Below are 21,875 nucleotides of genomic sequence, written 5' to 3' on the forward strand. Positions count from 1 at the left end.
CGCGTTGGGGCGGAATCGTTGACTTTGGGGCGGCTTGCGCTTAGATAAGCCGTAGCGCGGCCGTCCGGCCATCCCGCTTTTCCATATCTGACACGCGACAGGCTGGGGGTTCCCGGCCTTTGGGGTTTTGTGCATGACCGTTGAACATCTGAATCTCTCGGACCTGAAGGCCAAGACACCGGCTGAATTGCTGGCCATGGCGGAAGAGTGGGAGATCGAAAACGCGCCCTCGATGCGCAAGGGCGAGATGATGTTCTCGATCCTGAAAGAACATGCCGAAGAAGGTTGGGAAATCGGCGGGGATGGCGTGCTGGAGGTCCTGCAGGACGGGTTCGGGTTCCTGCGGTCGACTTCGGCCAACTATCTGCCGGGCCCGGACGATATCTATGTCTCGCCCGAGATCCTGCGGCAGTTTTCTTTGCGCACCGGCGACACGATCGAGGGTGTGATGGCGGCGCCTCGGGATGGGGAGCGTTATTTCTCGATCACCAAGGTCACGCGGATCAATTTTGACGACCCGGAAAAGGCGCGGCACAAGGTCTTGTTCGACAACCTGACGCCGCTTTATCCCGATGAGCGGCTGAAGATGGAGGTCGAGGACCCGACGATCAAGGATCGCTCGGCCCGGATCATCGACCTGGTCTGCCCCATCGGCAAGGGCCAGCGCGCCTTGATCGTGGCGCCGCCGCGGACGGGCAAGACCGTGCTTTTGCAGAATATTGCGAACTCTATCGCGGTGAACCACCCGGAATGTTATCTGATCGTCTTGCTGATCGACGAGCGGCCCGAGGAAGTGACCGATATGCAGCGGTCGGTGAAGGGGGAGGTGGTGAGTTCCACCTTCGACGAACCGGCGACGCGGCATGTGGCAGTTGCGGAAATGGTGATCGAAAAGGCGAAGCGTCTGGTCGAACACAAGCGGGATGTGGTGATCTTGCTGGATTCGATCACCCGTCTGGGGCGGGCGTTCAACACGGTTGTGCCGTCCTCGGGCAAGGTTCTGACCGGCGGTGTGGACGCCAACGCGCTGCAGCGGCCGAAGCGGTTCTTTGGCGCGGCGCGGAATATCGAAGAGGGCGGCTCGCTGACGATCATTGCGACGGCGCTGATTGATACCGGCAGCCGGATGGACGAAGTGATCTTTGAAGAGTTCAAGGGCACCGGCAACAGCGAAATCGTTCTGGATCGCAAGGTTGCGGACAAGCGGGTCTTCCCGGCCATCGACATCACGAAGTCTGGCACGCGGAAAGAAGAACTGCTGGTCGAAAAGACCGATCTGCAAAAGACCTATGTGCTGCGGCGTATCCTGAACCCGATGGGGACGACGGATGGCATCGAATTCCTGTTGGGTAAGTTGAAGCAGACCAAGACCAACGGTGAATTCTTCGATTCCATGAACGCGTAAAATGGGCGACACGATCTTTGCCCTGGCCTCGGCGCGGGGCAAAGCGGGGGTTGCGGTTTTTCGGGTCTCGGGGCCAATTGCGGTGGCGTCTGTCGGGCGGCTGTGCGCTGTGCCCGAGCGGATGGGTCTGCGCCGGCTGGTCTGGGGTGAAGTCCTGGACGAGGCCTTGGTGCTGCGCTTTGCGGCAGGGGCGAGCTTTACCGGCGAAGAGGTGGTCGAACTGCAGGTGCATGGGTCGCTTGCGGTGATCCGGGTAGTCTCGGAGGCGCTGTTGGCGGTGGGGCTGCGGCCGGCGGAAGCGGGCGAGTTCACCCGGCGGGCGCTGGAGAATGGCCGGCTGGACCTGGCGCGGGTTGAGGGGCTGGCCGATCTGGTGGATGCCGAGACGGAGGCTCAAAGGCGGCAAGCCTTGCGGGTGTTTTCGGGGGCGATTGGGGCGCGGGCCGAGGGTTGGCGGGCTAAGCTGATCCGGGCCGCGGCGCTGATCGAGGCGACGATTGATTTTGCCGACGAGGATGTCCCAGTGGATGTGACGCCGGAAGTCCTTGAACTGATTGAGACTTTGCAAGCGGAGTTGCGGGCGGAGATTGCCGGATCAGTCGTGGCCGAGCGGGTGCGCGACGGGTTCGAAGTGGCGATCATCGGGGCTCCGAATGTGGGGAAGTCGACCTTGCTGAACGCTTTGGCGGGGCGTGAGGCGGCGATCACCTCTGAAGTGGCGGGGACGACGCGGGATGTGATCGAGGTGCGGATGGACCTGGGTGGGCTTGCCGTGACGCTGTTGGATACCGCGGGGCTGCGTGAGACCGAGGACCGGGTGGAGGCGATTGGCGTGGCGCGGGCTTTGAAGCGGGCGGAGCAGGCGGATTTGCGGGTCTTTCTGCTGAGCGCACCGGATGAGGAGTTGATGATGGCGCCGTTGGCGGGTGATGTCGTCGTTCTTGGGAAGGGCGATCTGCGCGGTGACGGGGTGTCTGGGCTGACCGGGCAGGGGGTTGATGAGCTGGTTGCGCGGGTTCGGGCGGAGTTGGAAGCGCGTGCGGCTGGGGCCGGGGTCATGACGCGGGCGCGGCACCGCTATGCGATGGTGGCGGCGGTGGAGGCTTTGGAAATCGCGGCGAATAGGGTAAGGGTGGCGGGGGCCGAACTGGTTGCCGAAGAGTTGCGGCAGGCGGGGCGGGCTTTGGATGTGCTGGTCGGGCGTGTCGACGTGGAAAACCTGCTGGATGAGATCTTCTCCAGCTTTTGTATTGGCAAGTAGGGAGTGTTTCACGTGAAACATTTCGACGTGATCGTGGTGGGTGGCGGGCATGCGGGCGCGGAAGCGGCTGCTGCTGCTGCACGGATGGGTGCCCGCGTGGCGCTGGTGTCGATGCGGCGGGACCGGATCGGCGTGATGTCGTGCAATCCGGCGATTGGCGGCTTGGGCAAGGGCCATTTGGTGCGCGAGATCGACGCGCTGGATGGGATCATGGGTCTTGCAGCGGATGAGGCCGGCATCCAGTATCGGCTTTTGAACCGGCGGAAGGGTCCTGCCGTGCAGGGCCCGCGCGTTCAGGCGGATCGGAAACTGTATCGCCTGGCGATTCTGGGGATGCTGGAGCGGCAGGCCGGGTTGGAAATCATTGAGGGCGAGGTTGTGGACCTCGTTGATGAGGCAGGAAAGATCGTCGGCGTGGACCTCGCCGAGGGGGTTCGGATAACGTCGGCTGCCGTAATCTTGACCGCCGGGACATTTCTGAACGGGGTCATTCACATCGGGAATGTTCGGCGCTCTGGTGGGCGCGAGGGAGATGTGGCTTCGGTTCGCCTTGGGCAGCGTTTGGCGGGATTTGGACTGGATCGCGGTCGGTTGAAGACTGGCACGCCGGCACGCCTGGATGGTCGCACGATCAATTGGGCCATTCTGGATCAGCAGCCTGGCGATGAAATGCCCGTGATGATGTCCTTTGCAAATCGCTCGCCCAAGGTGCGTCAGGTCGCCTGTGGGATCACGCATACCAACGAACGCACCCATGACATCGTGCGCAGCAACCTTTCCCTTTCGGCCATGTATGGCGGCCACATCGAGGGCGTTGGTCCACGCTATTGCCCCTCGATCGAAGACAAGGTCGTCCGGTTCGCCGATAAAAGTGAGCACCAGGTGTTTCTTGAGCCGGAAGGGCTGGATGACGACACTGTCTATCCGAACGGGATCTCTTCTTCGCTGCCCGCAGAGGTTCAAGAGGCCTATATTCGAAGCATTCGGGGCCTCGATTCTGTTCGGATTCTGCAGCCCGGCTATGCCATCGAATATGATTATTTCGACCCACGAGCCTTGGGGCCCGGTCTGGAAACAGTGGTCCCCGGTCTGTATTTTGCCGGTCAGATCAATGGCACGACAGGGTATGAAGAGGCCGCCGCACAGGGGTTGGTGGCGGGTGCCGCCGCCGCATCAAGCGTTTTGGGTCGCGATGGTCCGATCTTTACGCGTCGGAACAGCTATATTGGTGTGATGATCGACGATTTGCGAATGCGTGGGGTGACGGAGCCCTATCGGATGTTCACATCGCGCGCCGAGTTTCGCTTGCAGTTGCGGGCTGACAATGCGGATCAGCGGCTGACGTCCATGGGGCGGGATGTTGGCTTGGTGGGCGCCGGCCGTCATGCTGACTTCCAAAAAAAGATGGCGAATGTTCATGGGTTGCGTGATTGCCTTGCCAATGTCTCTGTGACCCCGGCCGAGTTGCAAGCCGTTGGGATCTCCACAAGCCGAGATGGCGCCCGGCGTAGCCTGTTGCAAGTCTTAGCGTTTCCTAATGTCTGTTGGGATCAGATCGTTCCTCTGGTGCCCGATGTGGCCACAGCGGACGAGGCCACGCGGTCCCAGGTCTGGTGTGACGCGCTCTATGCGCAGTATCTTGACCGTCAGGACAATGACGTGGCGGGCCTGGACCGCAATGCGCTGACACCGATTCCACGGGAAATCAGCTATCTTGGCCTGCCGGGGTTGTCCAATGAGCTGGCTTCAAAGCTGGAGCGGTTCAGGCCAAGTTCGATCCAAGAGGCTGAGCGGATCGAGGGCATGACGCCGGCGGCCTTGGTTTTGATCCTTGCACAATGCCGAAAGTTCGCATCGCTGAAAGCTGTCCATGGCTGACCAGACCAACTTGCCCCAGCCCGAGTGGCTGAATGTTTCACGTGAAACAATGGATGATCTGGCCCGTTTTGGTGCTCTGGTGACCCAATGGACCGCGCGAATCAACCTGATCAGCCCCGCATCCATTCCTGATATCTGGAATCGCCATATTCTGGACAGTGCGCAGCTCTTTGGTCTGGCCAAGGATGGCCGCACTTGGATTGATTTGGGCAGTGGTGGCGGGTTTCCGGGCATCGTGGCTGCCATCATCGCCCGAGAGCTTCAGCCAACTTGGCGATTCAATCTCGTGGAATCGGATCAAAGAAAGACCGCCTTTCTGCGGAAGGCAGCGATTGAACTTGGCCTGGTTCTTCACCTGCATGCGACTCGGGCCGAATCTCTGAAGCAAATGAAAGCGCAAACACTGACGGCGCGGGCTCTTGCTCCGCTGTCGGACCTGCTGTCCCTGGTTGATCGTCATCTAGAACCGGGTGGCCGCGCGATCCTCCCCAAAGGGGCGCGCGCCCAAGCCGAAATTGATGAAGCCCGCGCCTCTTGGTCCTTTGATCTTGATGTGATCCCAAGCCGCACTGACCCCGCAGCGCAAATCCTGATGATCGAGAACCTGCGACATGTCTGACTTCACCCGTGCCCGCCAACCCATGATCGTCGCGATTGCCAACCAAAAGGGCGGCGTGGGCAAAACGACGACGGCCATTAACCTGGCGGCTTGCCTCGTGGAGTCCGGGGCCCGGGTGCTGTTGGTCGACCTTGATCCCCAGGGGAACGCGTCGACGGGACTTGGTGTCGCGCCAGATGCACGGAAATCGACCTCCTATGACCTTTTGGTCGAAGAAGCCGCTGTCCACGACATTCTGATGCCAACTTCAATCCCGGGTCTGGACATCATTCCCGCCAATTCTGACCTATCTTCTGCAGACATCGACCTTGTCGCCAACGAGAAACGGACGTTCCTTCTGCATGACTCGCTCCGCCACGGCATCGAGGACAGTTTGGACTATGACTTTCTGCTGATTGACTGCCCGCCTTCGCTTAGCCTTCTGACGATCAATGCCCTGGTCGCCGCACATTCCGTTCTGATTCCTCTGCAGGCGGAATTCTTCGCGCTTGAAGGCTTGTCGCAGCTCATGATGACGATCCGCAAAGTCCGCGCTGCCGCCAATCCAGGTCTTCGCATCGAAGGCGTCTTGCTGACGATGTCCGATGCGCGCAACCGTCTCAGCCAGTTGGTCGAATCCGATGCGCGGCAGACGCTTGGCGACCTTGTTTTCCGCACAGTAATCCCAAGAAATGTGCGATTGAGCGAGGCGCCCTCTTTCGCTCAGGCCATCCTGCAGTATGATCCGCAATCACGGGGCAGCGAGGCCTATCGCAACCTCGCAGCCGAGTTTCTTCAGCGCCACCCGCTGACGGATCGCAAAGCGGCAGGTTAAGGCAAGGAGAAAGACATGGAAAAACGTGGTTTGGGTCGAGGCCTCTCGGCGCTTCTTGCTGATGCCAACCTGACCGGCGGCGCCGAACCGGCGCGGCCGCTGAAGTCGGAGCTGCTGGTCCCTGTGGACCATCTCCACCCGAATCCGGATCAACCGCGCAAGACCTTCACGCCCGAGGCGCTCGATCAACTGGCTCAGTCGATCCGGCAAAAGGGGATCATTCAGCCCTTGATCGTTCGTGCTTCTTCGCGCGCCGATCACTACGAAATCGTTGCTGGTGAACGGCGCTGGCGCGCGGCGCAACTTGCTGAACTTCATTCTGTGCCGGTGGTGGTTCGTGAGTTCTCGGATGTCGAAGTCCTTGAAATCGCAATTATCGAGAACATTCAGCGCGAAGACCTCAACCCGATCGAAGAGGCACTGGCCTACCGACAGTTGATGGATCGCTTTGGGCACACCCAGGAAAAGCTTGCGGAGGCCCTGTCCCGCAGCCGCAGTCACATCGCGAACTCCATGCGGCTGCTGACTTTGCCCGAGACGGTGCAATATATGCTGCGCAAGGGTGAGCTGACGGCTGGCCACGCGCGCGCCCTGATCACCTCAGCGGACCCGACAAAGTTGGCGGTTCAGGCGGTGCAGCGTGGGCTTTCCGTCCGTCAGGTGGAAGAGCTGGTCAAAAAGCCCGTGCCCGACTCCAAGCGTCGCCCCCCCAACACCGAGAAAGACGCTGACACGCGGGCCATCGAATCGGATATTTCGGCCAATCTTGGCATGGGTGTGAAGATCGACTTTCGGGGCGTGGATGGCGGGACCGTCACGATTTCGTTCCGTTCGCTCGACGAACTGGACCTGCTGTGCGACGTTCTTTCGCGCCTGGACCGCAAGGAAATGATGGACCGCCTCTAAAGCTTGCCTGCAGGTCTGGGCCGGAGCACTTCGGCCCTAGCCAACCAAAAGCTCACGCAGGATGGCATTTAGCACCATCCGTCCGGTCGGCGTTGCCCGCAGCCGATCACGGTGAAGATCGACGAACCCGCCGTCAATGAGCTCGGCAATCTTTTTCTCGGGCAGGTCCTGCCCCCGAAGCCGGGCATATCGCGCGACATCCAGCCCCTCCGACAAGCGCAGCGCGTTCAGGAGATATTCCGTCGCCTGATCCTCTCCCTCCGACAGGTTGCGCGGAAGCTCACCTGTGGCGCCAGATTCCACCAGATTCAGCCAAGCGCCAGGAGCCTTCGGTGCCTCCGTTGCCCAGCGTTGCCCCTGCAGGGTCAGCCGCCCATGCGCGCCCGGGCCGATCCCAGCGTAATCCCCAAGGCGCCAATAGATCAGGTTATGACGGGCTTCCTGACCAGATTTGGCGTGGTTCGACACCTCATAGGGCATGAGGCCGGCCGCCACGGTCATGTCTTGGGTCAGGTCATAGAGCTCGACCGACAGGTCCTCATCGGGCAGCCCGACCAGCAGACCGCGCGCATGCCGCGCTGCAAAGACGGTGCCTTCTTCGACGGTCAACTGATAAAGCGATAGATGATCGGGTGCCATCGCCAGGGCTTCGGTCAACTCCTGCTGCCAGTCCGCAGCCGTCTGATCCTGTCGCGCATAGATCAGATCAAAACTCACGCGCCCGAAATGCTTCCGTGCGATATCATAGGCGAATTTACCCTCCGCAACGCTGTGCATCCGACCCAAACGCTTCAAATCGCCATCGCGCAGGGCCTGCAAGCCGATCGAGATCCGATTGACCCCGGCCTGGGCATAGCGTTCAAACCGTGCAGCCTCGACGGAACCGGGATTCGCCTCCATCGTGACCTCGAAGTCATTCGCCACCGTCCAGGTCGCCCGGATGCGCTCCAGCATCGCGGCAACCAGATCGCTGTCCATCAGCGAAGGGGTCCCACCACCAAAGAAGACCGTCGACAACAGCCTTCCCTGGGTTTCCCGTCCGATCCGGTCGATCTCTGCCAGATAGGCGCTCTTCCAGCGGTTCTGGTCGATCCGATCCGCCACATGGCTGTTAAAGTCGCAATAGGGGCACTTCGACTGGCAAAAGGGCCAGTGCAAATACAGCCCAAATCCCCCATTCTGCCAATCTTCGCTCATCCCTGGTAGGCCGTCACTTCGATCTCGACCAGCATTTCTGGCCGGATCAGGCCCGCGATCACCATGGTCGCTGCTGGCCGGATCTCGCCCAGATGTCGGCCAAGGACCGGAACCAACTGTTCGACCAACGAAGGATCGACCACCGTATATTGAACCCGAACCACGTCGGAGGGCTCGAATCCCGCCTCCTCCAACACCCGCCAGATCGTCGCAAAGCAGTTCTCCGCCTGGGCCGCAATCCCCTCGGGCATGGCCATCGTGGCGTAATCATACCCCGTGACGCCGGACACAAAGCACCAGCCCCCCTTCACGACAGCACGGCTATAGCCCATGGTCTTTTCGAAAGGCGATCCCGTCGAGATATGTTTCACGTGAAACACTCCGCTACAAGTTTCCGAAACGCATCCGCCCGATGGCTGATCAAATTCTTCTCTTCATCGGCCATTTCCCCAAAGGTCCGATCATGCCCAACGGGCTGAAAGATCGGATCATAGCCGTGTCCCGTGCTTCCCCGCATTGGCCAGACGATCCGCCCTTCGCAACGCCCCGCCACGACCATCTCCGCCCCATGTGGCTCTACAATGGCCAAAGTGCAGCAAAAAGCTGCCGAGGTTGCCCCTCCGACCACCTCCAGCATCCCCCAAGTCTTCCGCATCGCCCGTGTAAAGTCCCGCCCGCCAGAGCCCTCAGCCCAATCCGCCGTATAAATCCCCGGAGCCCCGCCCAAAGCCGCGACCTCCAACCCGGAATCATCGGCCAATGTCACCAGACCCGACCCCTTCGCCCCCGCCCGCGCCTTCACCAAAGCATTCCCGGCAAAGCTCCGCTCGGTCTCCTCCGGCTCGCTCAGCCCAAAGTCCTTCAGCCCCAGGATTTCCACCTCGAAAGGCGCCAGCAGAGCCTGAAACTCCGCCAGCTTTCCCTTGTTTCCGGTGGCGACCAGCAATTGGCTCCCCCGTGCGATCTTCATCCCAAAGCCGCCTTCTGCGCTGCCACCAACTGCGCAATTCCGGCTTCGGCCAGATCCAACAACCCGCCCATCTCGTCCCGCGAGAAAGTTGCCCCCTCCGCCGACATCTGCAGCTCGATCATCCGGCCACGCCCGGTCAGAACAAAGTTCCCATCCGTGCCAGCAACCGAATCTTCGGCGTAATCCAGGTCCAAGACGCCTTGCCCGGCATAGATCCCGCAAGACACTGCCGCGACATGGTCAAGGATCGGGTCCGACACAATCGCCCCCGACTTCAGCAACCCATTCACCGCCAGCCGCAAAGCCACAAACCCGCCGGTGATCGAGGCGCATCGCGTCCCGCCGTCCGCCTGCAACACGTCGCAATCAATGACGATCTGCCGCTCTCCCAGGGCCGAGCGGTCGACCCCCGCCCGCAAAGCCCGTCCGATCAGCCGCTGGATCTCTTGCGTCCGGCCCGACTGTTTGCCCGCCGCAGCCTCGCGCCGCGTCCGCGACCCGGTTGCGCGCGGCAACATGCCATATTCCGCCGTCACCCAGCCCAGCCCCGTCCCTTTCAGGAAGCTCGGCGGCTTGTCCTCGATCGAGGCCGAGCACAGAACATGCGTTTCCCCCATCTTGATCAGACAAGACCCTTCGGCGTGTTTCATCACACCGGTCTCGATCACCACCGCCCGCATCTCGTCCAGTTTCCGTCCCGAGGGTCGCATGCTTCACCTTTCAGCTTTATCCACAGGCCAGATACGCCCGCGACCCGCCCTCACGCAACCCTGATTGACGTTTCGCCCGTTACATCCCTACATTCCCCCCATGATCCCAAAGTCCCCGCTCTCCGAGTTGAACGACCGTTCCCGCGAGGTCTTCCGCCGCGTCGTCGAATCCTACCTGTCCAACGGCGACCCGGTCGGCTCGCGCACCCTGACCCGCGCGATGACGGAAAAGCTTTCCGCCGCCACGATCCGCAACACGATGCAGGACCTGGAATACCTCGGCCTTCTGGACAGCCCCCATATCTCCGCCGGTCGCATCCCGACGCAAACCGGCCTCCGCCTCTTCGTCGACAGCCTGCTGGAGGTCGGCGAGATCGACGCCAATGACCGCTCCCGCATCGAATCCGCCTTGCCGCAAGAAGAAACCGAGGTCACGACCCTGCTGGATCAGGTCGGCGGCGCGCTTTCCCATATCACCGGCTCCGCTTCGCTCGTCCTGGCGCCAAAGCAGGAAACCGCGCTCCGTCATATCGAGTTCGTCTCCCTCGCCCCTGACCGCGCCCTGACCGTCCTCGTCTTTGTCGATGGCCATGTCGAAAACCGCGTCTTCACCCCACCGCCGGGCCAAACCCCCGCCTCCCTGCGCGAAGCCGCCAATTTCCTGAATGCCATTGCCGAGGGCCGCCGCCTCTCCGAACTCCGCCCCCTGATCGCCGCCGAAATCGCCTCCCGCCGCCAAGAGATCGACACCCTCGCCCGCACCATGGTCGAATCCGGTCTGGCGCTCTGGCAAAACCCCGGTGAGCGTGGCGAACGCCTGATCGTCCGCGGCCAAGCGAATCTCCTCCCCAACGCGCCCGAGGTCGACCTCGACCGCATCCGAACCCTGTTTGACGACCTGGAAAAGAAGCGCGACATCGCCGATTTCCTGGAAATGACCGAGACAGGAGAGGGTGTGCGCATTTTTATCGGTTCCGAGAACAAACTCTTCTCACTTTCGGGTTCCACTTTGGTCGTTTCTCCCTATATGAACGCCGACCGTAAGATCATCGGCGCCATCGGCGTCATCGGCCCCACCCGGCTCAACTACGGCCGGATCGTGCCCATCGTGGACTTCACCGCCCAACTCATCGGGCGGCTGGTCTCCGAACGGGGCAAGGGCTGACACAGAAGGAAAGAACCATGGCTGAAGAGACCGCAGCTCAGGCACATACCGACGACAAGGACTTGGAACATTTCCTCGCCCAGGATGGCGAGATCGAGGCGCTCAAGGCCGAGCGCGACGAGTTCCGCGACCGCTACATGCGCGCCCTGGCCGATGCCGAGAATTCGCGCAAACGCGCCGACCGCGACCGCCGCGAGGCCGAGAACTACGGCTCCACCCGCCTGGCCCGCGACCTGCTCCCGGTCTTTGACAACCTGCGCCGCGCTTTGGGCGCCGTGACCGACGAACAGCGCGCCGCCAATGCCGCCCTGCTGGAAGGCGTCGAACTGACCCTGAAAGAGCTGACCGCCGTCATGTCCAAACACGGTGTCAAGCCGATCGAGGCCAAGCCCGGCGACCTCTTCGACGCGCAATGCATGGAGGCGATGTTCGAAGCCCCCCTGCCGGGCACCAAGGCTGGCCAGATCATCCAGGTGATGACCGAGGGCTTCATGCTGCACGACCGCCTTCTGCGCCCGGCGCAAGTCGGCGTGTCGTCCTTCACCGGCTAAGCAACGGCGGGATTTAACCCGCCCCACGCCGCCCTACCGATCCCGCCCAAGCGTAGGGCGGGATTTATCCCGCCGCCCCCGCCAAGCCCTTCAGCTCATAGATCAAGGCCAAGGCATCGCGCGGAGACAGCTCGTCCGCGCTGATATCGCGAAGCCGCTTTTCCACCACCGACTCACGCGCAACCGGCCTCGACACCTCCGCCACCGCCCGAAACAGCGGCAGGTCGTCGATCAAGGCCTTCGAGGGCCGCTCGCGGTCGCCCTTCTCCAAAGCCTCCAGCACCACCTTGGCGCGGTCCACCACCGCCAAAGGCAGCCCCGCCAACCGCGCCACCTGCACGCCGTAACTGCGGTCCGCGGCGCCTTCCTTGACCTCGTGCAGAAAGACCACCTCGCCCTCCCATTCCCGCACCGCCAGGGTCGCATTGCGCACCCCCGACAGCTTTCCGGCCAGCGCGGTTAGCTCATGATAATGCGTGGCGAACAAGGCCCTGCACCGGTTGACCGCCTGCAGATTCTCCAACACCGCCCAGGCAATCGACAGCCCGTCCCAGGTCGCCGTGCCCCGGCCGATCTCGTCCAGGATGACCAAAGCGCTGTCGTCCGCCTGGTTCAGGATGGCCGCGGTTTCCACCATCTCGACCATAAAGGTCGACCGCCCCCGCGCCAGATCATCCGCCGCCCCAACGCGGCTGAAGATCTGCCCCACTACCCCGATCCGCGCCTTGCGCGCTGGCACATAGCTCCCCATCTGCGCCAGCAAAGCGATCAGCGCATTCTGCCGCAGAAAGGTCGATTTCCCCCCCATGTTCGGCCCGGTGATCAGCCAGATCGCCGGAACCCCCGCCGCCGTCAGCCCGCAGTCATTCGGCACAAAGGCCGCGCCCTGCCGCCGCAAAGCCGCCTCCACCACCGGATGCCGCCCGCCCTCAATGACAAAGGCCCGGCTCTCGTCGACGTCAGGAGCCACCCAATCCTCGACCACCGCCAGTTCCGCCAGCCCCGCCGCAAGGTCGATCTCGGCCAAGGCCCGCGCCGCCGAGGCCACCGCGCCCGAGCGTTCCAGCACCGAGGCCCGCAGCCGGTCGAAAATCCCCTTCTCGATCTCCAGCGCGAGGTTTCCAGCGTTCAGGATACGCGTTTCCAGCTCTGACAGTTCGACCGTCGAAAACCGCACCTGGTTCGCCGTCGTCTGGCGATGGATGAAGCGAGGATTGCCCCGCATCACCGCCTCATGCGTCGTCGTCGTCTCGATGAAATAGCCCAAGACATTGTTATGCTTGATCTTCAGCGACGAAACGCCGGTCTCGGCCACAAACGCCGCCTGCATCTCGCCCACGACCCCGCGCCCCTCGTCGCGCAGGCGCCGCGTCTGGTCCAGCCCGGTGTCGAAGCCCTCGGCCACAAAGCCGCCATCCCGCGCCAGCAAAGGCGGCTCCGCCACCAAAGCCGCATCCAAAAGCCCCACCAGATCCTCATGGCCGAGCAAAGCCGCGTCGAACAACGGCCCGCCCTGAACCATCCCCGCCACCCGCGCGGCGCCCATCAACCCTGCCCGCACCGCCGCCAGATCCCGCGGCCCACCGCGCTCCAAGGCCAGCCGCGACAGAGCCCGGTCCATATCCGGCACCATCCGCAAGGCATCGCGCAGCCCGTGCCGGTCGCCGTCGATCACCCAGGTCACCCGCGCCAGCCGCCCCCGCACCACCGCCACATCCCGCGACGGAGACCCCAACCGCGCCTCCAACAACCGCGCCCCCGCCGAAGTCACCGTCCGGTCGATCACCGACAGCAAAGACCCCTCCCGCCCGCCGCTCAAAGCCTGCGTCAGCTCCAGGTTCCGCCGCGTCGCCCCGTCCATCTGAACGGTCCCTCCCGAAGCCTCCCGCACCGGAGCCCTCAGCAGCGGCAGTTTCCCCCTCTGCGTCAGCTCCAGATAGTCAACCAAAGCCCCCATGGCCGAAACCTCGGCCCGCGTGAAAGCCCCGAACGAAGCCAACCCCGCCACGCCATAAAGCCGCGCCACCCGCGCCTCTGACCCGCTGGAATCAAACGACCCCCGGCCCAGCGAAGTGACCTGAGCCCCCGCCTCCTCGATCCCCTCGCGCCAAACCGCCTCCCGCGCCTCGGACACCAGCACTTCCTTCGGCCCCAACCGCGCCAATTCCGCCCCAAGCTTCGCCCCCGGGCAGGTCATCACCCGAAACTCCCCGGTGGAAATATCCGCCCAGGCCAAAGCCCCCTCATCCCGCACCTCGGCGAAAGCGCACAGGTAATTCGCCCGCCGCGCCTCCAGCAACGTGTCCTCGGTCAGGGTCCCCGGCGTCACAAGCCGCACGACATCCCGGCGAACGACCGACTTATACCCGCGCTTCTTCGCCTCCGCCGGGTCCTCCATCTGCTCGGCAATCGCGACGCGGAACCCTTTGCGGATCAGCGCCAGCAAATAGCCCTCCGCCGCATGGACAGGCACGCCGCACATCTGGATGGGCGCGCCCTGATGCGTGCCGCGCTTGGTCAGGGCAATATCCAAGGCCTCGGCCGCCAGCACCGCATCCTGAAAGAACATCTCATAGAAGTCGCCCATCCGGTAAAAGAGCAAAGCCCCCGGATGCTGCGCCTTGATCTCCAGATATTGCGCCATCATCGGCGTCACGTCGTCAGCCATCGCCCACTCCTTGATCGCCGCCACAAAACCACTGCCCGTCGCAAAAGGGAACCCGTCAAGCCACTGGTAAGCCCCGCCCCCTCTGGTATTCTCGCCCCGGAAACAATCGGTCCAACCATGCAGAACCAGATCCATTTCGATCTCTCGCCCGAGGTTCTGATCCTCGACCCGTTCCACACGCCGGACTTCCATGTCCTGCGTCAGCCGGATTTCCTGTGGCGTGCCATCCCGGCCGGCCGCATCCATGGCTTTGCCGCCTCCGAACACCCGCAGGTCAACGACCGCATCCAGTCGGTCCTGACGGCCACCAAACGCGACCGGCTGTTTACCCGCGCTTTGGAAGTGGCCACGGTGCCCGTCCACCTGTCCGACGTCTGGTTCCGCAAATCCTGGGTCACGCAAGGCGCGCGCTGCCTGATTTCGGGCGCCGCCGGCCTGCGCCTGCTGAACCGCTACGCCTGGGAGCATGAGGCGACCGACGGCGACACGCGCCTGGCCGATCACTTCGCGCGCCTGCAGGCGATCCCCGGTCCCCGGACCCTTGCGCAGGTCCCGGATGACCTCGCCCCCGGCACGCCGATTGCCATCGAGTGTCGCAACACCTTCAACTACTACCACTTCCTGACCGAAAGCCTCTGCCAGCTGTGCCTGGTTCAGGAAACCGGCCTCAAGGGTCCGATCTACCTGCATTTCCCGAACAACCAAGAGAAAACCCGCGGCTTCACCCGCGCCTTTGTCGAGGTGCTTTTCCCCGAACTGGCCCCCCGCGTGATCTTTGACCGCGCCCCGGTGCATCACGCCGAAGTCGTGGTGCCCTATAACTTCACCGCGTCTCTGTATCAGCTTTCCAGTGCCGAACTGGACGGCTTTGAACACGAATTCCCGCCCGTGGGTGCGTGGAAAGGCCGCCGCGCCACCCGCGCCAGTCACGCGATCCTGGCCGGTCATGCGGTCGACTCCAGCCTGTTCAAACTCCGCGCCCGCGCGCTGCAGGCGATCCAGGGTCGCGACACCACCCACCTGCCGAAACGCTTCTGGATCACCCGCGAGGGCGAGGCCCGCGACCGGCGGATGAAGGGCGAAGAGGATATCCTCGACATGCTGCGCCTGTTCGGTTTCGAAGAGGTCGCCTTCGAACGCCTGACGCCCTTGGACCAGATCGCCCTGATGGCGGGTGCCGAGATGATGATCTCCTACCACGGCGCCGGTTTCACCAACATGCTCTTCGCCCCGCCCGATGCGACAGTGATCGAGATCGGGACCCTGCAAACCGCCATGTATCGCTGGCCAGACTTCTGGCCGCTGGCCGCGGTTTCGGGCTGCCGCTACCTGACCTTCTTTGCCGATTTCGACGCCGAGGACCCAACGCGCGAACCGCAATTCTCCGAGGACGGCATCGTCCCCGTCCATCTCTCGCGCTTGGGCCTTGCGCGGATCATGTCGGTCGTGGTCTCGCTTCTGGGAGAGACCCCCGAATTCCAAAGCGCGGATGAGGTTCAGACTCTGGGCCAGACCCTGATGGCCATAGGCGAACACGACCGCGCCAAGGCCTTGTTCGAGACACATGTGGCCCTGTCCGAAGGCCATGTCGGCCTGTCGCTGGCCATGGCGGACCTCGCCGACCACCAGGGCGACAAGGCGGCAACCCTGGCAGCCCTTTACGCCGCCTACCGCGCCGATCCTTCGGACTGGGCCATCCTGATCCGCATGCTCTGGTGCGCCCGCGCGATGAACCAATCGGAACTGGTCGGCACGCTTCTGGCCACGTTGCACGACGGTTTCCCCGACCGCTATGACGCCTTCGCCCGCGCCCGCCCCTGGGTGCGCGACTATTACCAATCCGAAAAGGCCGCCGCCCAATGACCGACGTGTCCACCCACCAGGCCGAAGAAGACGCCCGCAACGAAAACATCCTGATCTGGCTGAACGGCGCCGTGGTTCCCAAGGCCCAGGCCCTCGTTTCAGTCTACGACGCAGGCTTCATGCTGGGCGATGGCGTCTGGGAGGGCATCCGGCTTTACAACAACCGCTGGTCCTTCCTGGATGAGCATATCGACCGCCTGTTCGAGGCCGCGCTTGCCATCGACCTGGACATCGCCCGCAGCAAAGATGATGTCAAAAAGGCCATCACAGATACACAATCCGCCAATCAGATGACCACAGACGCCCATGCGCGCCTGATGGTGACGCGCGGCGTCAAGTCCCGCCCCTTCCAGCACCCGAAACTCTCCCGCCAGGGCCCGACGATGGCGATCATCATGGAACATTCGCGCCCGAAACTGCCGCGGCCCATCCGTCTTGCGACCGTCCCTCACCTGCGCGGCCTGCCGATGACCCAGGACCCCAAGCTGAACTCCCATTCCAAGCTGAACTGCATCCTGGCCTGCATCGCCGCCGAAAAGGCCGGCGCGGACGAGGCCCTGATGCTGGACATCCACGGCTTTGTGAACACCACCAACGCCTGCAACTTCTTCATCGTCCGCAAGGGCGAGGTTTGGACCTCCACCGGCGACTACTGCATGAACGGCATCACCCGGCAAAAGGTCATCGACCTTTGCCGCGCCAACGGAATCCCCGTCCGCGAGAAAAACTTCTCCCTTGTCGAAACCTATTCCGCCGACGAAGCCTTCCTGACCGGCACCTTCGGCGCGCAAACCCCGGTTGGCATGATCGACGGCCGCCAGATCGGCACCGGCCAACTTGGCCCGATGACCGAACGCATCCGCGCCCTATACAAAACCCTCGTCGGCGCCTGATTTCACACTGACCCAAATATTCCACGGGGGTTTGGGGGTGGGAAACCCCCAATCTCCCGGTCAAGCAGAGATACCATGACCCAGAAAATCGCCATGTGGAGCGGCCCGCGCAATCTCTCCACCGCCATGCTCTACAGTTTCGCCGCGCGGGGCGATTGCGCCGTTTGGGACGAGCCCTTCTACGCCGCCTATCTGCAGGCCACCAACCTTCCCCATCCCATGGCCGCCGAGGTCATCGCAGCTGGTGAGCCCGATCCGCAAAAGGTCGCCACCCTTTGCACCCAAAACCCGCCTTTGCAGAGCCTGTTTTACCAAAAGCACATGACGTTGCACATGATCCCCGCCTTTGATCGCGGGTTTCTGAAAGACCTGACCAATGCCTTCCTGATCCGCCACCCCGCCCGCGTCATCGCCTCCTATGCGCAAAAGCGGGAATCCCCGACGCTGGCCGACCTTGGCTTCACGCAACAGACCGAGCTTTTCGACCAGGTCGCCCAAATGACCGGCGCGGCCCCGCCTGTGGTCGACAGCGCCGACATCCGCGCCAACCCGAAAGCCACCCTGTTTCGGCTCTGCACCCGCCTGAATATCCCCTATACCGACCGGATGCTGACCTGGCCGCCCGGTCCCAAACCCTTCGACGGGGTCTGGGCGCCACATTGGTATAACGCGGTCCATGCCTCGACCGGACTGGGCGATCCGGAAGGCCCGCTCCCGACCCTGACGCCAGAGCTTCAAAGGCTCTGCGACCAGGCCATGCCGCATTACGACAGATTAAGGAAATTCATCTAGCCTTCCACAGGCGATTCTTGACAGAGAACCGCCGATCCATATCCTATTGCCCATCAACAATAAAAATGAGCAGCACATGACCATTACCGCGCAAAGCGCCCCGTCCTTGATTGAATCCGTCGGATTTTACGACATCACAGATGTCACCAAGCTTCCCCGCAACACCGATATCGCGACGCTGTCCGACGGCCGCTATGTCGTGGTCTGGCAAGAGATCCTCGGTCGCCCGGCCGCGGGTGTCTCTGACACCGACGGCGCCATCTTTGGCCGGATCTACAACGCCGACGGCACCGCCGCGACCGAGGCCTTCCAGCTGAACCTGTTCTTCCCGGGCCTGCAGGCCAATCCCCGCGTCGTGGCGACGCCCGGCGGTGGATTTGTCGTGTCCTATGACTCGACCCTGACCTGGGCATCGACGCCGACCGATGTCGACACTTTCGCGGTCTGGTATGACGGCAACGGCGCCGTGGTTCCGATCCTCAGCAATTCCAACGCGGTCAACACCTATGACATCGACCGCGACGCCCCGACCCTGGTCGAGACCAAGAACTTCATCACCGGCCTGAACAACGGCAATGTGGCGGCGGTTTCCGACAACAAACTGGTTCAGATCTTCGATACGCCCGGTCATGTCCTGACCAGCAATGCCGATGTCTCGGCTGGTGGCTTTGTCGAGATCACCGGCATCACCCAACTGGCCGCGGGCAATATCGTGATCTCGGGAAAGACCGCCAATGGCAGCGCGATCCTGCGGGTTTCGGATTCCACCCTCGGCGCCGCGCCGCCGGATATCCCGGGCCTGGCCGGTCCGGTCATTTTCGGCACGCTGCTGAATGGCCTGGTCAAGGATGTGCGCGTGACCGCCGCCAAGCCCGGCCAGTTCAACCCGATGGACCCCGACAGCTTTGCCCATGGCGGCTTTTTGATCACCGCTCTGGTGCCGAATGGCGCCGCGGCCTCCAAACTGGTGCTTCAGGCCTTCACCGCCTGGGGTCAACAGCTTGGCACGGATGTGCAACTGCCCAGTGCCATCACGCTGAACACCGGCAAGCCGGACTATGACGTCCTGGCCCTGTCGGACGGGACCTTTGTCATTGCTTGGGTCACGCAGGGCGACACGGGGCAAGATGTGATGGTCGGCCATTACGATGCCGATGCCCAACCGCTTGGCGCGCCGGTCATCGTGCAGGGCAGTGCCCTGACCGGAGACCAGACCGACCCGCACCTGGCGCAACTGGCCAATGGCCGGGTTGTCCTGACCTATACCGACTTCGGCCAGAACGTCATCGGCGGCATCACCGAGACGCTGCACAGCGTGACGCTTACCCTTGCCTCGACTTCGGGTCCCCTGAACGCGACGGCTGGGGCGGATGTGCTGAACGGCACCGGGACGCATGATGCGATCTCGGGTCTTGCGGGGTCGGACACGATCGACGGCAAGGCGGGCAACGACGCGATCTATGGCGGTCTTGGCAATGACGTCCTGCGCGGCGACCTTGGCAATGACATGCTGAACGGTGGCGCGGGCGGAGACCAGCTTTTCGGTGCCACCGGCGACGATGCGCTTTGGGGCGGCGAGGGCAATGACATCCTGCGCGGCGAGATCGGGCGCGATTTCCTGCGAGGCGGGGCGGGCAATGACCAGCTTTTCGGCGGGCTGGACAATGACCGGCTGGACGGGGGTGCTGGCAACGACACGTTGAACGGCGGGCCCGGGGTCGATATCTTCATCTTCCGCAGCGGCGGCGGGATCGACCAGGTCCAGGACTTTGCCGGCGAAGACTTCTTGCGGCTGGATCACGCGCTTTGGGCGGCCAGCGGAGACCTGACGGCCGCCGCTGTCCTGACCACCTTCCGCACCGAGGTCGCGGGCAGCACGATCCTGACCTTTGCGGGTGGCGAACAGATCACGCTGACCGGCATCATCGGGATCACCGCCGCGGATTTGCAGATCCTGTGACTTCGGGCCCGGCCAGCGCGTCTGGCCGGGCTTAACCCTCCGGGTGAAAACGCTTTTTCGTCAGCAGGTTGGCGGCCATGAAGCCGACCGGCCCGGTCGCCATAGACAAGACAAAGGCGATGGGCCACGCTTGGACAAAGCCAAATCCCCAGGCCGCGAAAAAGCCGGGGACCCAGCCCATGTGCAAAAAGGTGAAGATGCCGGTCATCAGGCAGGCCATCTGGGCCGAGATGAAGACTTGGGCGGTGATCAGGGTTTTACGATCCATCAGCGGTTCCTTTGGGGGCGCGCAAAAGCGTCCCCCGGTTGGGGTGACGCCGTGGGTTCGAAAACTCGACTAATTCCCTTGCGGGGGCCGGAATAACCTAACCGGCCGATCATTTTTCGGCCTGTTCGGGATAGGCCGCCCGGGTCTGTGCGTCAAGGGCAGAGGCCCCGGGTGAAGCCCGGGGCGCCTTGGTTCTTGCGGGCAAGGTTACTTTTTGACCCGAGCGTTGCGCGTCGCGACCAGCTTCAGCCGCAGGGCGTTCAGGCGGATAAAGCCCTCGGCGTCCTTCTGGTCATAGGCGCCGGCGTCCTCTTCGAAGGTCACGTGCTTTTCGCTGTAAAGGCTGGACTCCGACCACCGCGCCACCGTCCGGGCAGAGCCCTTGTAAAGCTTGACCCGCACCGTGCCCGACACATGCTCTTGCGTCTTGTCGATCAGCGCCTGCAGCGCCTCGCGCTCGGGCGAGAACCAGAAGCCGTTGTAGATCAGTTCCGCATAGCGCGGCATGATCGAGTCTTTCAGGTGGCCGGCACCCGAATCCAGCGTGATTTGTTCGATGCCGCGGTGGGCCTCCAGCAGGATCGTGCCGCCGGGGGTTTCATAAAGGCCGCGCGACTTCATCCCGACGAAGCGGTTTTCGACCAGGTCCAGCAGACCCACGCCATGTTTCCCGCCGATGTCGTTCAGCCGCGCCAGGATCGTGGCGGGCGACAGGGCCTCACCGTTGATCGAGACGGCATCGCCGCGCTCAAAGCCGATTTCCACGTATTCCGGGGTATAGGGCGCCTGTTCGACCGGGGTGACGCGCTGATAGACGAACTCGGGCGCCTCTTCGGCGGGGTTCTCCAGCACTTTGCCCTCGGACGAGGTGTGCAACAGGTTGGCATCGACGCTGAACGGCGCTTCACCGCGCTTGTCCTTGGCAATCGGGATCTGGTTCGCCTCGGCAAACTCCAACAGCTTGGTCCGCGAGGTCAGGTCCCACAGACGCCAAGGCGCAATCACGCGGATCGAGGGGTCCAAAGCCGCAGCCGAGAGTTCGAACCGCACCTGATCATTGCCCTTGCCGGTCGCGCCATGGGCGACGGCATCGGCCCCGGTCTCATGCGCAATCCGCACAAGGTGCTGCGAAATCAGCGGGCGCGCAATCGACGTGCCCAGCAGATACAGCCCCTCATACAAAGCATTGGCGCGGAACATCGGGAAGACGAAGTCGCGCACGAATTCTTCGCGCACGTCGACGATATGGATGTTCTTTTCCTCGATCCCCATCAGGATCGCCTTCTGCCGCGCGGGCTCCAGCTCTTCGCCCTGGCCCAGGTCGGCGGTGAACGTCACCACCTCGCAGCCATATTCGGTCTGCAGCCATTTCAGGATGATGGACGTGTCGAGCCCGCCCGAATAGGCGAGGACGACTTTCTTGGGCTTGAAGGACATCAGATGCTCCGGGCAAGGTTTCCCGGGGGAATAATCGCTTTATGACGCTCTCACAAGATCAAGCGGCAAAGGCCCCGGCCTGTCCGCCCAGGAAAAGCGCGCGACTTTCGACATAGGTGGCGCGCAGATGGTCCAGGTTGACCGATAGATCCCCCTGATTGGCGCGGCGTTCGCCATCCTGACAGCATTGCGCCAGGGCGTGAAAGCCCAGGTTCAGCGCGGCGCCCTTCAGGTAATGCAGGTCGGCGGCGAATTTCTTGGCGCCGACATCGGGCGTCATCCGGGCGACGGTTTCATCCGCCTCGTCCATGAAAAGGCCAACGACCTCTTCAAACCCATCCTCGCCGATTTCATAGCGCAGCTCACGCACGCGCGCCCAGTCGATCAACTGATCGTCGGTCATTCCATAACCCCATACACGACACCCAATCCCAATCTGCCAGCGCCAGATGAACGCCGCGTTAATCCCTGCCGCGGTCGGACGAGTTTTATGCTTCACCCGGCCTTAACCTGCCGGG

At 62.9% G+C, this 21,875-nt stretch carries 20 protein-coding genes; 12 read left to right on the forward strand and 8 right to left on the reverse strand.

Translation table 11 applies throughout. From position 1 onward, the window contains the following. Nucleotides 1-133: 133 nt before the first annotated feature. Genes rho through NX862_RS09060 form a run of 6 tightly spaced genes read left to right on the forward strand, consistent with a single transcriptional unit; the run spans nt 134 to nt 6,883 of the window. The gene (rho, locus tag NX862_RS09035; RefSeq protein ID WP_264493579.1) at nt 134-1,405 is read left to right on the forward strand and encodes a transcription termination factor Rho; all 1,272 of its coding nucleotides are present in this window, start codon (nt 134-136) and stop codon (nt 1,403-1,405) included. 1 nt (nt 1,406) lies between these two features. Further along, nucleotides 1,407-2,666 (forward strand): tRNA uridine-5-carboxymethylaminomethyl(34) synthesis GTPase MnmE, encoded by a 1,260-nt coding sequence (gene mnmE / locus NX862_RS09040; RefSeq protein ID WP_264493580.1) that lies wholly within the window; start codon nt 1,407-1,409, stop codon nt 2,664-2,666. A gap of 12 nt (nt 2,667-2,678) precedes the next feature. Then, entirely contained in the window at nt 2,679-4,544 is a 1,866-nt protein-coding gene (gene mnmG / locus NX862_RS09045; RefSeq protein ID WP_264493581.1) for a tRNA uridine-5-carboxymethylaminomethyl(34) synthesis enzyme MnmG, read from the forward strand. Beyond that, entirely contained in the window at nt 4,537-5,163 is a 627-nt protein-coding gene (rsmG, locus tag NX862_RS09050; RefSeq protein ID WP_264493582.1) for a 16S rRNA (guanine(527)-N(7))-methyltransferase RsmG, read from the forward strand. Before mnmG ends, rsmG begins: the two co-directional genes overlap by 8 nt. Further along, on the forward strand, nt 5,156-5,977 hold the full coding sequence (locus tag NX862_RS09055) for a ParA family protein (RefSeq protein WP_264493583.1): 822 nt from the start codon (nt 5,156-5,158) through the stop codon (nt 5,975-5,977). The genes rsmG and NX862_RS09055 overlap by 8 nt, the downstream gene beginning before the upstream one ends. A 15-nt stretch (nt 5,978-5,992) precedes the next feature. Further along, nucleotides 5,993-6,883 (forward strand): ParB/RepB/Spo0J family partition protein, encoded by an 891-nt coding sequence (locus NX862_RS09060; protein ID WP_264493584.1) that lies wholly within the window; start codon nt 5,993-5,995, stop codon nt 6,881-6,883. 36 nt (nt 6,884-6,919) lie between these two features. Here the strand turns inward: NX862_RS09060 and hemW are convergent, their stop codons facing one another. Genes hemW through rph form a run of 4 tightly spaced genes read right to left on the reverse strand, consistent with a single transcriptional unit; the run spans nt 6,920 to nt 9,760 of the window. Continuing rightward, nucleotides 6,920-8,080 carry a radical SAM family heme chaperone HemW gene (gene hemW / locus NX862_RS09065; RefSeq protein WP_264493585.1) on the reverse strand — a complete coding sequence of 387 codons (1,161 nt, stop codon included), beginning with the start codon at nt 8,078-8,080 and terminating at the stop codon, nt 6,920-6,922. Beyond that, nucleotides 8,077-8,451 carry a RidA family protein gene (locus tag NX862_RS09070; protein ID WP_264493586.1) on the reverse strand — a complete coding sequence of 125 codons (375 nt, stop codon included), beginning with the start codon at nt 8,449-8,451 and terminating at the stop codon, nt 8,077-8,079. The genes hemW and NX862_RS09070 overlap by 4 nt, the downstream gene beginning before the upstream one ends. Continuing rightward, the gene (gene rdgB, locus NX862_RS09075; protein WP_264493587.1) at nt 8,448-9,050 is read right to left on the reverse strand and encodes an RdgB/HAM1 family non-canonical purine NTP pyrophosphatase; all 603 of its coding nucleotides are present in this window, start codon (nt 9,048-9,050) and stop codon (nt 8,448-8,450) included. The genes NX862_RS09070 and rdgB overlap by 4 nt, the downstream gene beginning before the upstream one ends. Continuing rightward, a complete protein-coding gene (gene rph, locus NX862_RS09080; RefSeq protein ID WP_264493588.1) occupies nt 9,047-9,760 on the reverse strand; it encodes a ribonuclease PH in 714 nt (237 codons plus the stop codon). The genes rdgB and rph overlap by 4 nt, the downstream gene beginning before the upstream one ends. A 100-nt stretch (nt 9,761-9,860) precedes the next feature. On the opposite strand from rph, the gene hrcA reads away from it, so the two are divergent. Continuing rightward, nucleotides 9,861-10,925: a heat-inducible transcriptional repressor HrcA gene (hrcA, locus tag NX862_RS09085; RefSeq protein WP_264493589.1), complete on the forward strand. Its 1,065-nt coding sequence runs from the start codon at nt 9,861-9,863 to the stop codon at nt 10,923-10,925. Between the two features lie 17 nt (nt 10,926-10,942). Continuing rightward, nucleotides 10,943-11,476, forward strand: a complete 534-nt coding sequence (locus NX862_RS09090; protein WP_413694549.1) for a nucleotide exchange factor GrpE — start codon at nt 10,943-10,945, stop codon at nt 11,474-11,476. Between the two features lie 64 nt (nt 11,477-11,540). Here the strand turns inward: NX862_RS09090 and mutS are convergent, their stop codons facing one another. Then, nucleotides 11,541-14,144, reverse strand: a complete 2,604-nt coding sequence (gene mutS, locus NX862_RS09095) for a DNA mismatch repair protein MutS (RefSeq protein WP_264493590.1) — start codon at nt 14,142-14,144, stop codon at nt 11,541-11,543. A 117-nt stretch (nt 14,145-14,261) separates the two neighbouring features. On the opposite strand from mutS, the gene NX862_RS09100 reads away from it, so the two are divergent. The 4 genes from NX862_RS09100 (at nt 14,262) to NX862_RS09115 (ending at nt 19,652) form a co-directional block, all read left to right on the forward strand. Next, nucleotides 14,262-16,007, forward strand: coding sequence for a glycosyltransferase family 61 protein (locus NX862_RS09100; protein ID WP_264493591.1), 1,746 nt, complete (start codon nt 14,262-14,264; stop codon nt 16,005-16,007). Beyond that, on the forward strand, nt 16,004-16,900 hold the full coding sequence (locus NX862_RS09105; protein ID WP_264493592.1) for a D-amino acid aminotransferase: 897 nt from the start codon (nt 16,004-16,006) through the stop codon (nt 16,898-16,900). The genes NX862_RS09100 and NX862_RS09105 overlap by 4 nt, the downstream gene beginning before the upstream one ends. A 75-nt stretch (nt 16,901-16,975) precedes the next feature. Further along, entirely contained in the window at nt 16,976-17,692 is a 717-nt protein-coding gene (locus NX862_RS09110) for a sulfotransferase-like domain-containing protein (protein WP_489686361.1), read from the forward strand. Between the two features lie 76 nt (nt 17,693-17,768). Further along, the gene (locus NX862_RS09115; RefSeq protein WP_264493593.1) at nt 17,769-19,652 is read left to right on the forward strand and encodes a calcium-binding protein; all 1,884 of its coding nucleotides are present in this window, start codon (nt 17,769-17,771) and stop codon (nt 19,650-19,652) included. A gap of 31 nt (nt 19,653-19,683) precedes the next feature. Here NX862_RS09115 and NX862_RS09120 read toward each other — a convergent pair whose 3' ends face one another. The 3 genes from NX862_RS09120 to NX862_RS09130 all read right to left on the reverse strand — a co-directional run bounded on the left by NX862_RS09120 (nt 19,684) and on the right by NX862_RS09130 (nt 21,760). Continuing rightward, on the reverse strand, nt 19,684-19,920 hold the full coding sequence (locus NX862_RS09120; RefSeq protein WP_264493594.1) for a DUF2798 domain-containing protein: 237 nt from the start codon (nt 19,918-19,920) through the stop codon (nt 19,684-19,686). Between the two features lie 207 nt (nt 19,921-20,127). Next, nucleotides 20,128-21,357, reverse strand: a complete 1,230-nt coding sequence (locus NX862_RS09125; protein ID WP_264493595.1) for an argininosuccinate synthase — start codon at nt 21,355-21,357, stop codon at nt 20,128-20,130. Between the two features lie 58 nt (nt 21,358-21,415). After that, nucleotides 21,416-21,760 (reverse strand): Hpt domain-containing protein, encoded by a 345-nt coding sequence (locus tag NX862_RS09130; RefSeq protein WP_264493596.1) that lies wholly within the window; start codon nt 21,758-21,760, stop codon nt 21,416-21,418. Nucleotides 21,761-21,875 lie beyond the last annotated feature (115 nt).

Origin of the sequence: Stagnihabitans lacustris, from assembly GCF_025950525.1 — a bacterium.
GTDB lineage: Bacteria > Pseudomonadota > Alphaproteobacteria > Rhodobacterales > Rhodobacteraceae > Stagnihabitans.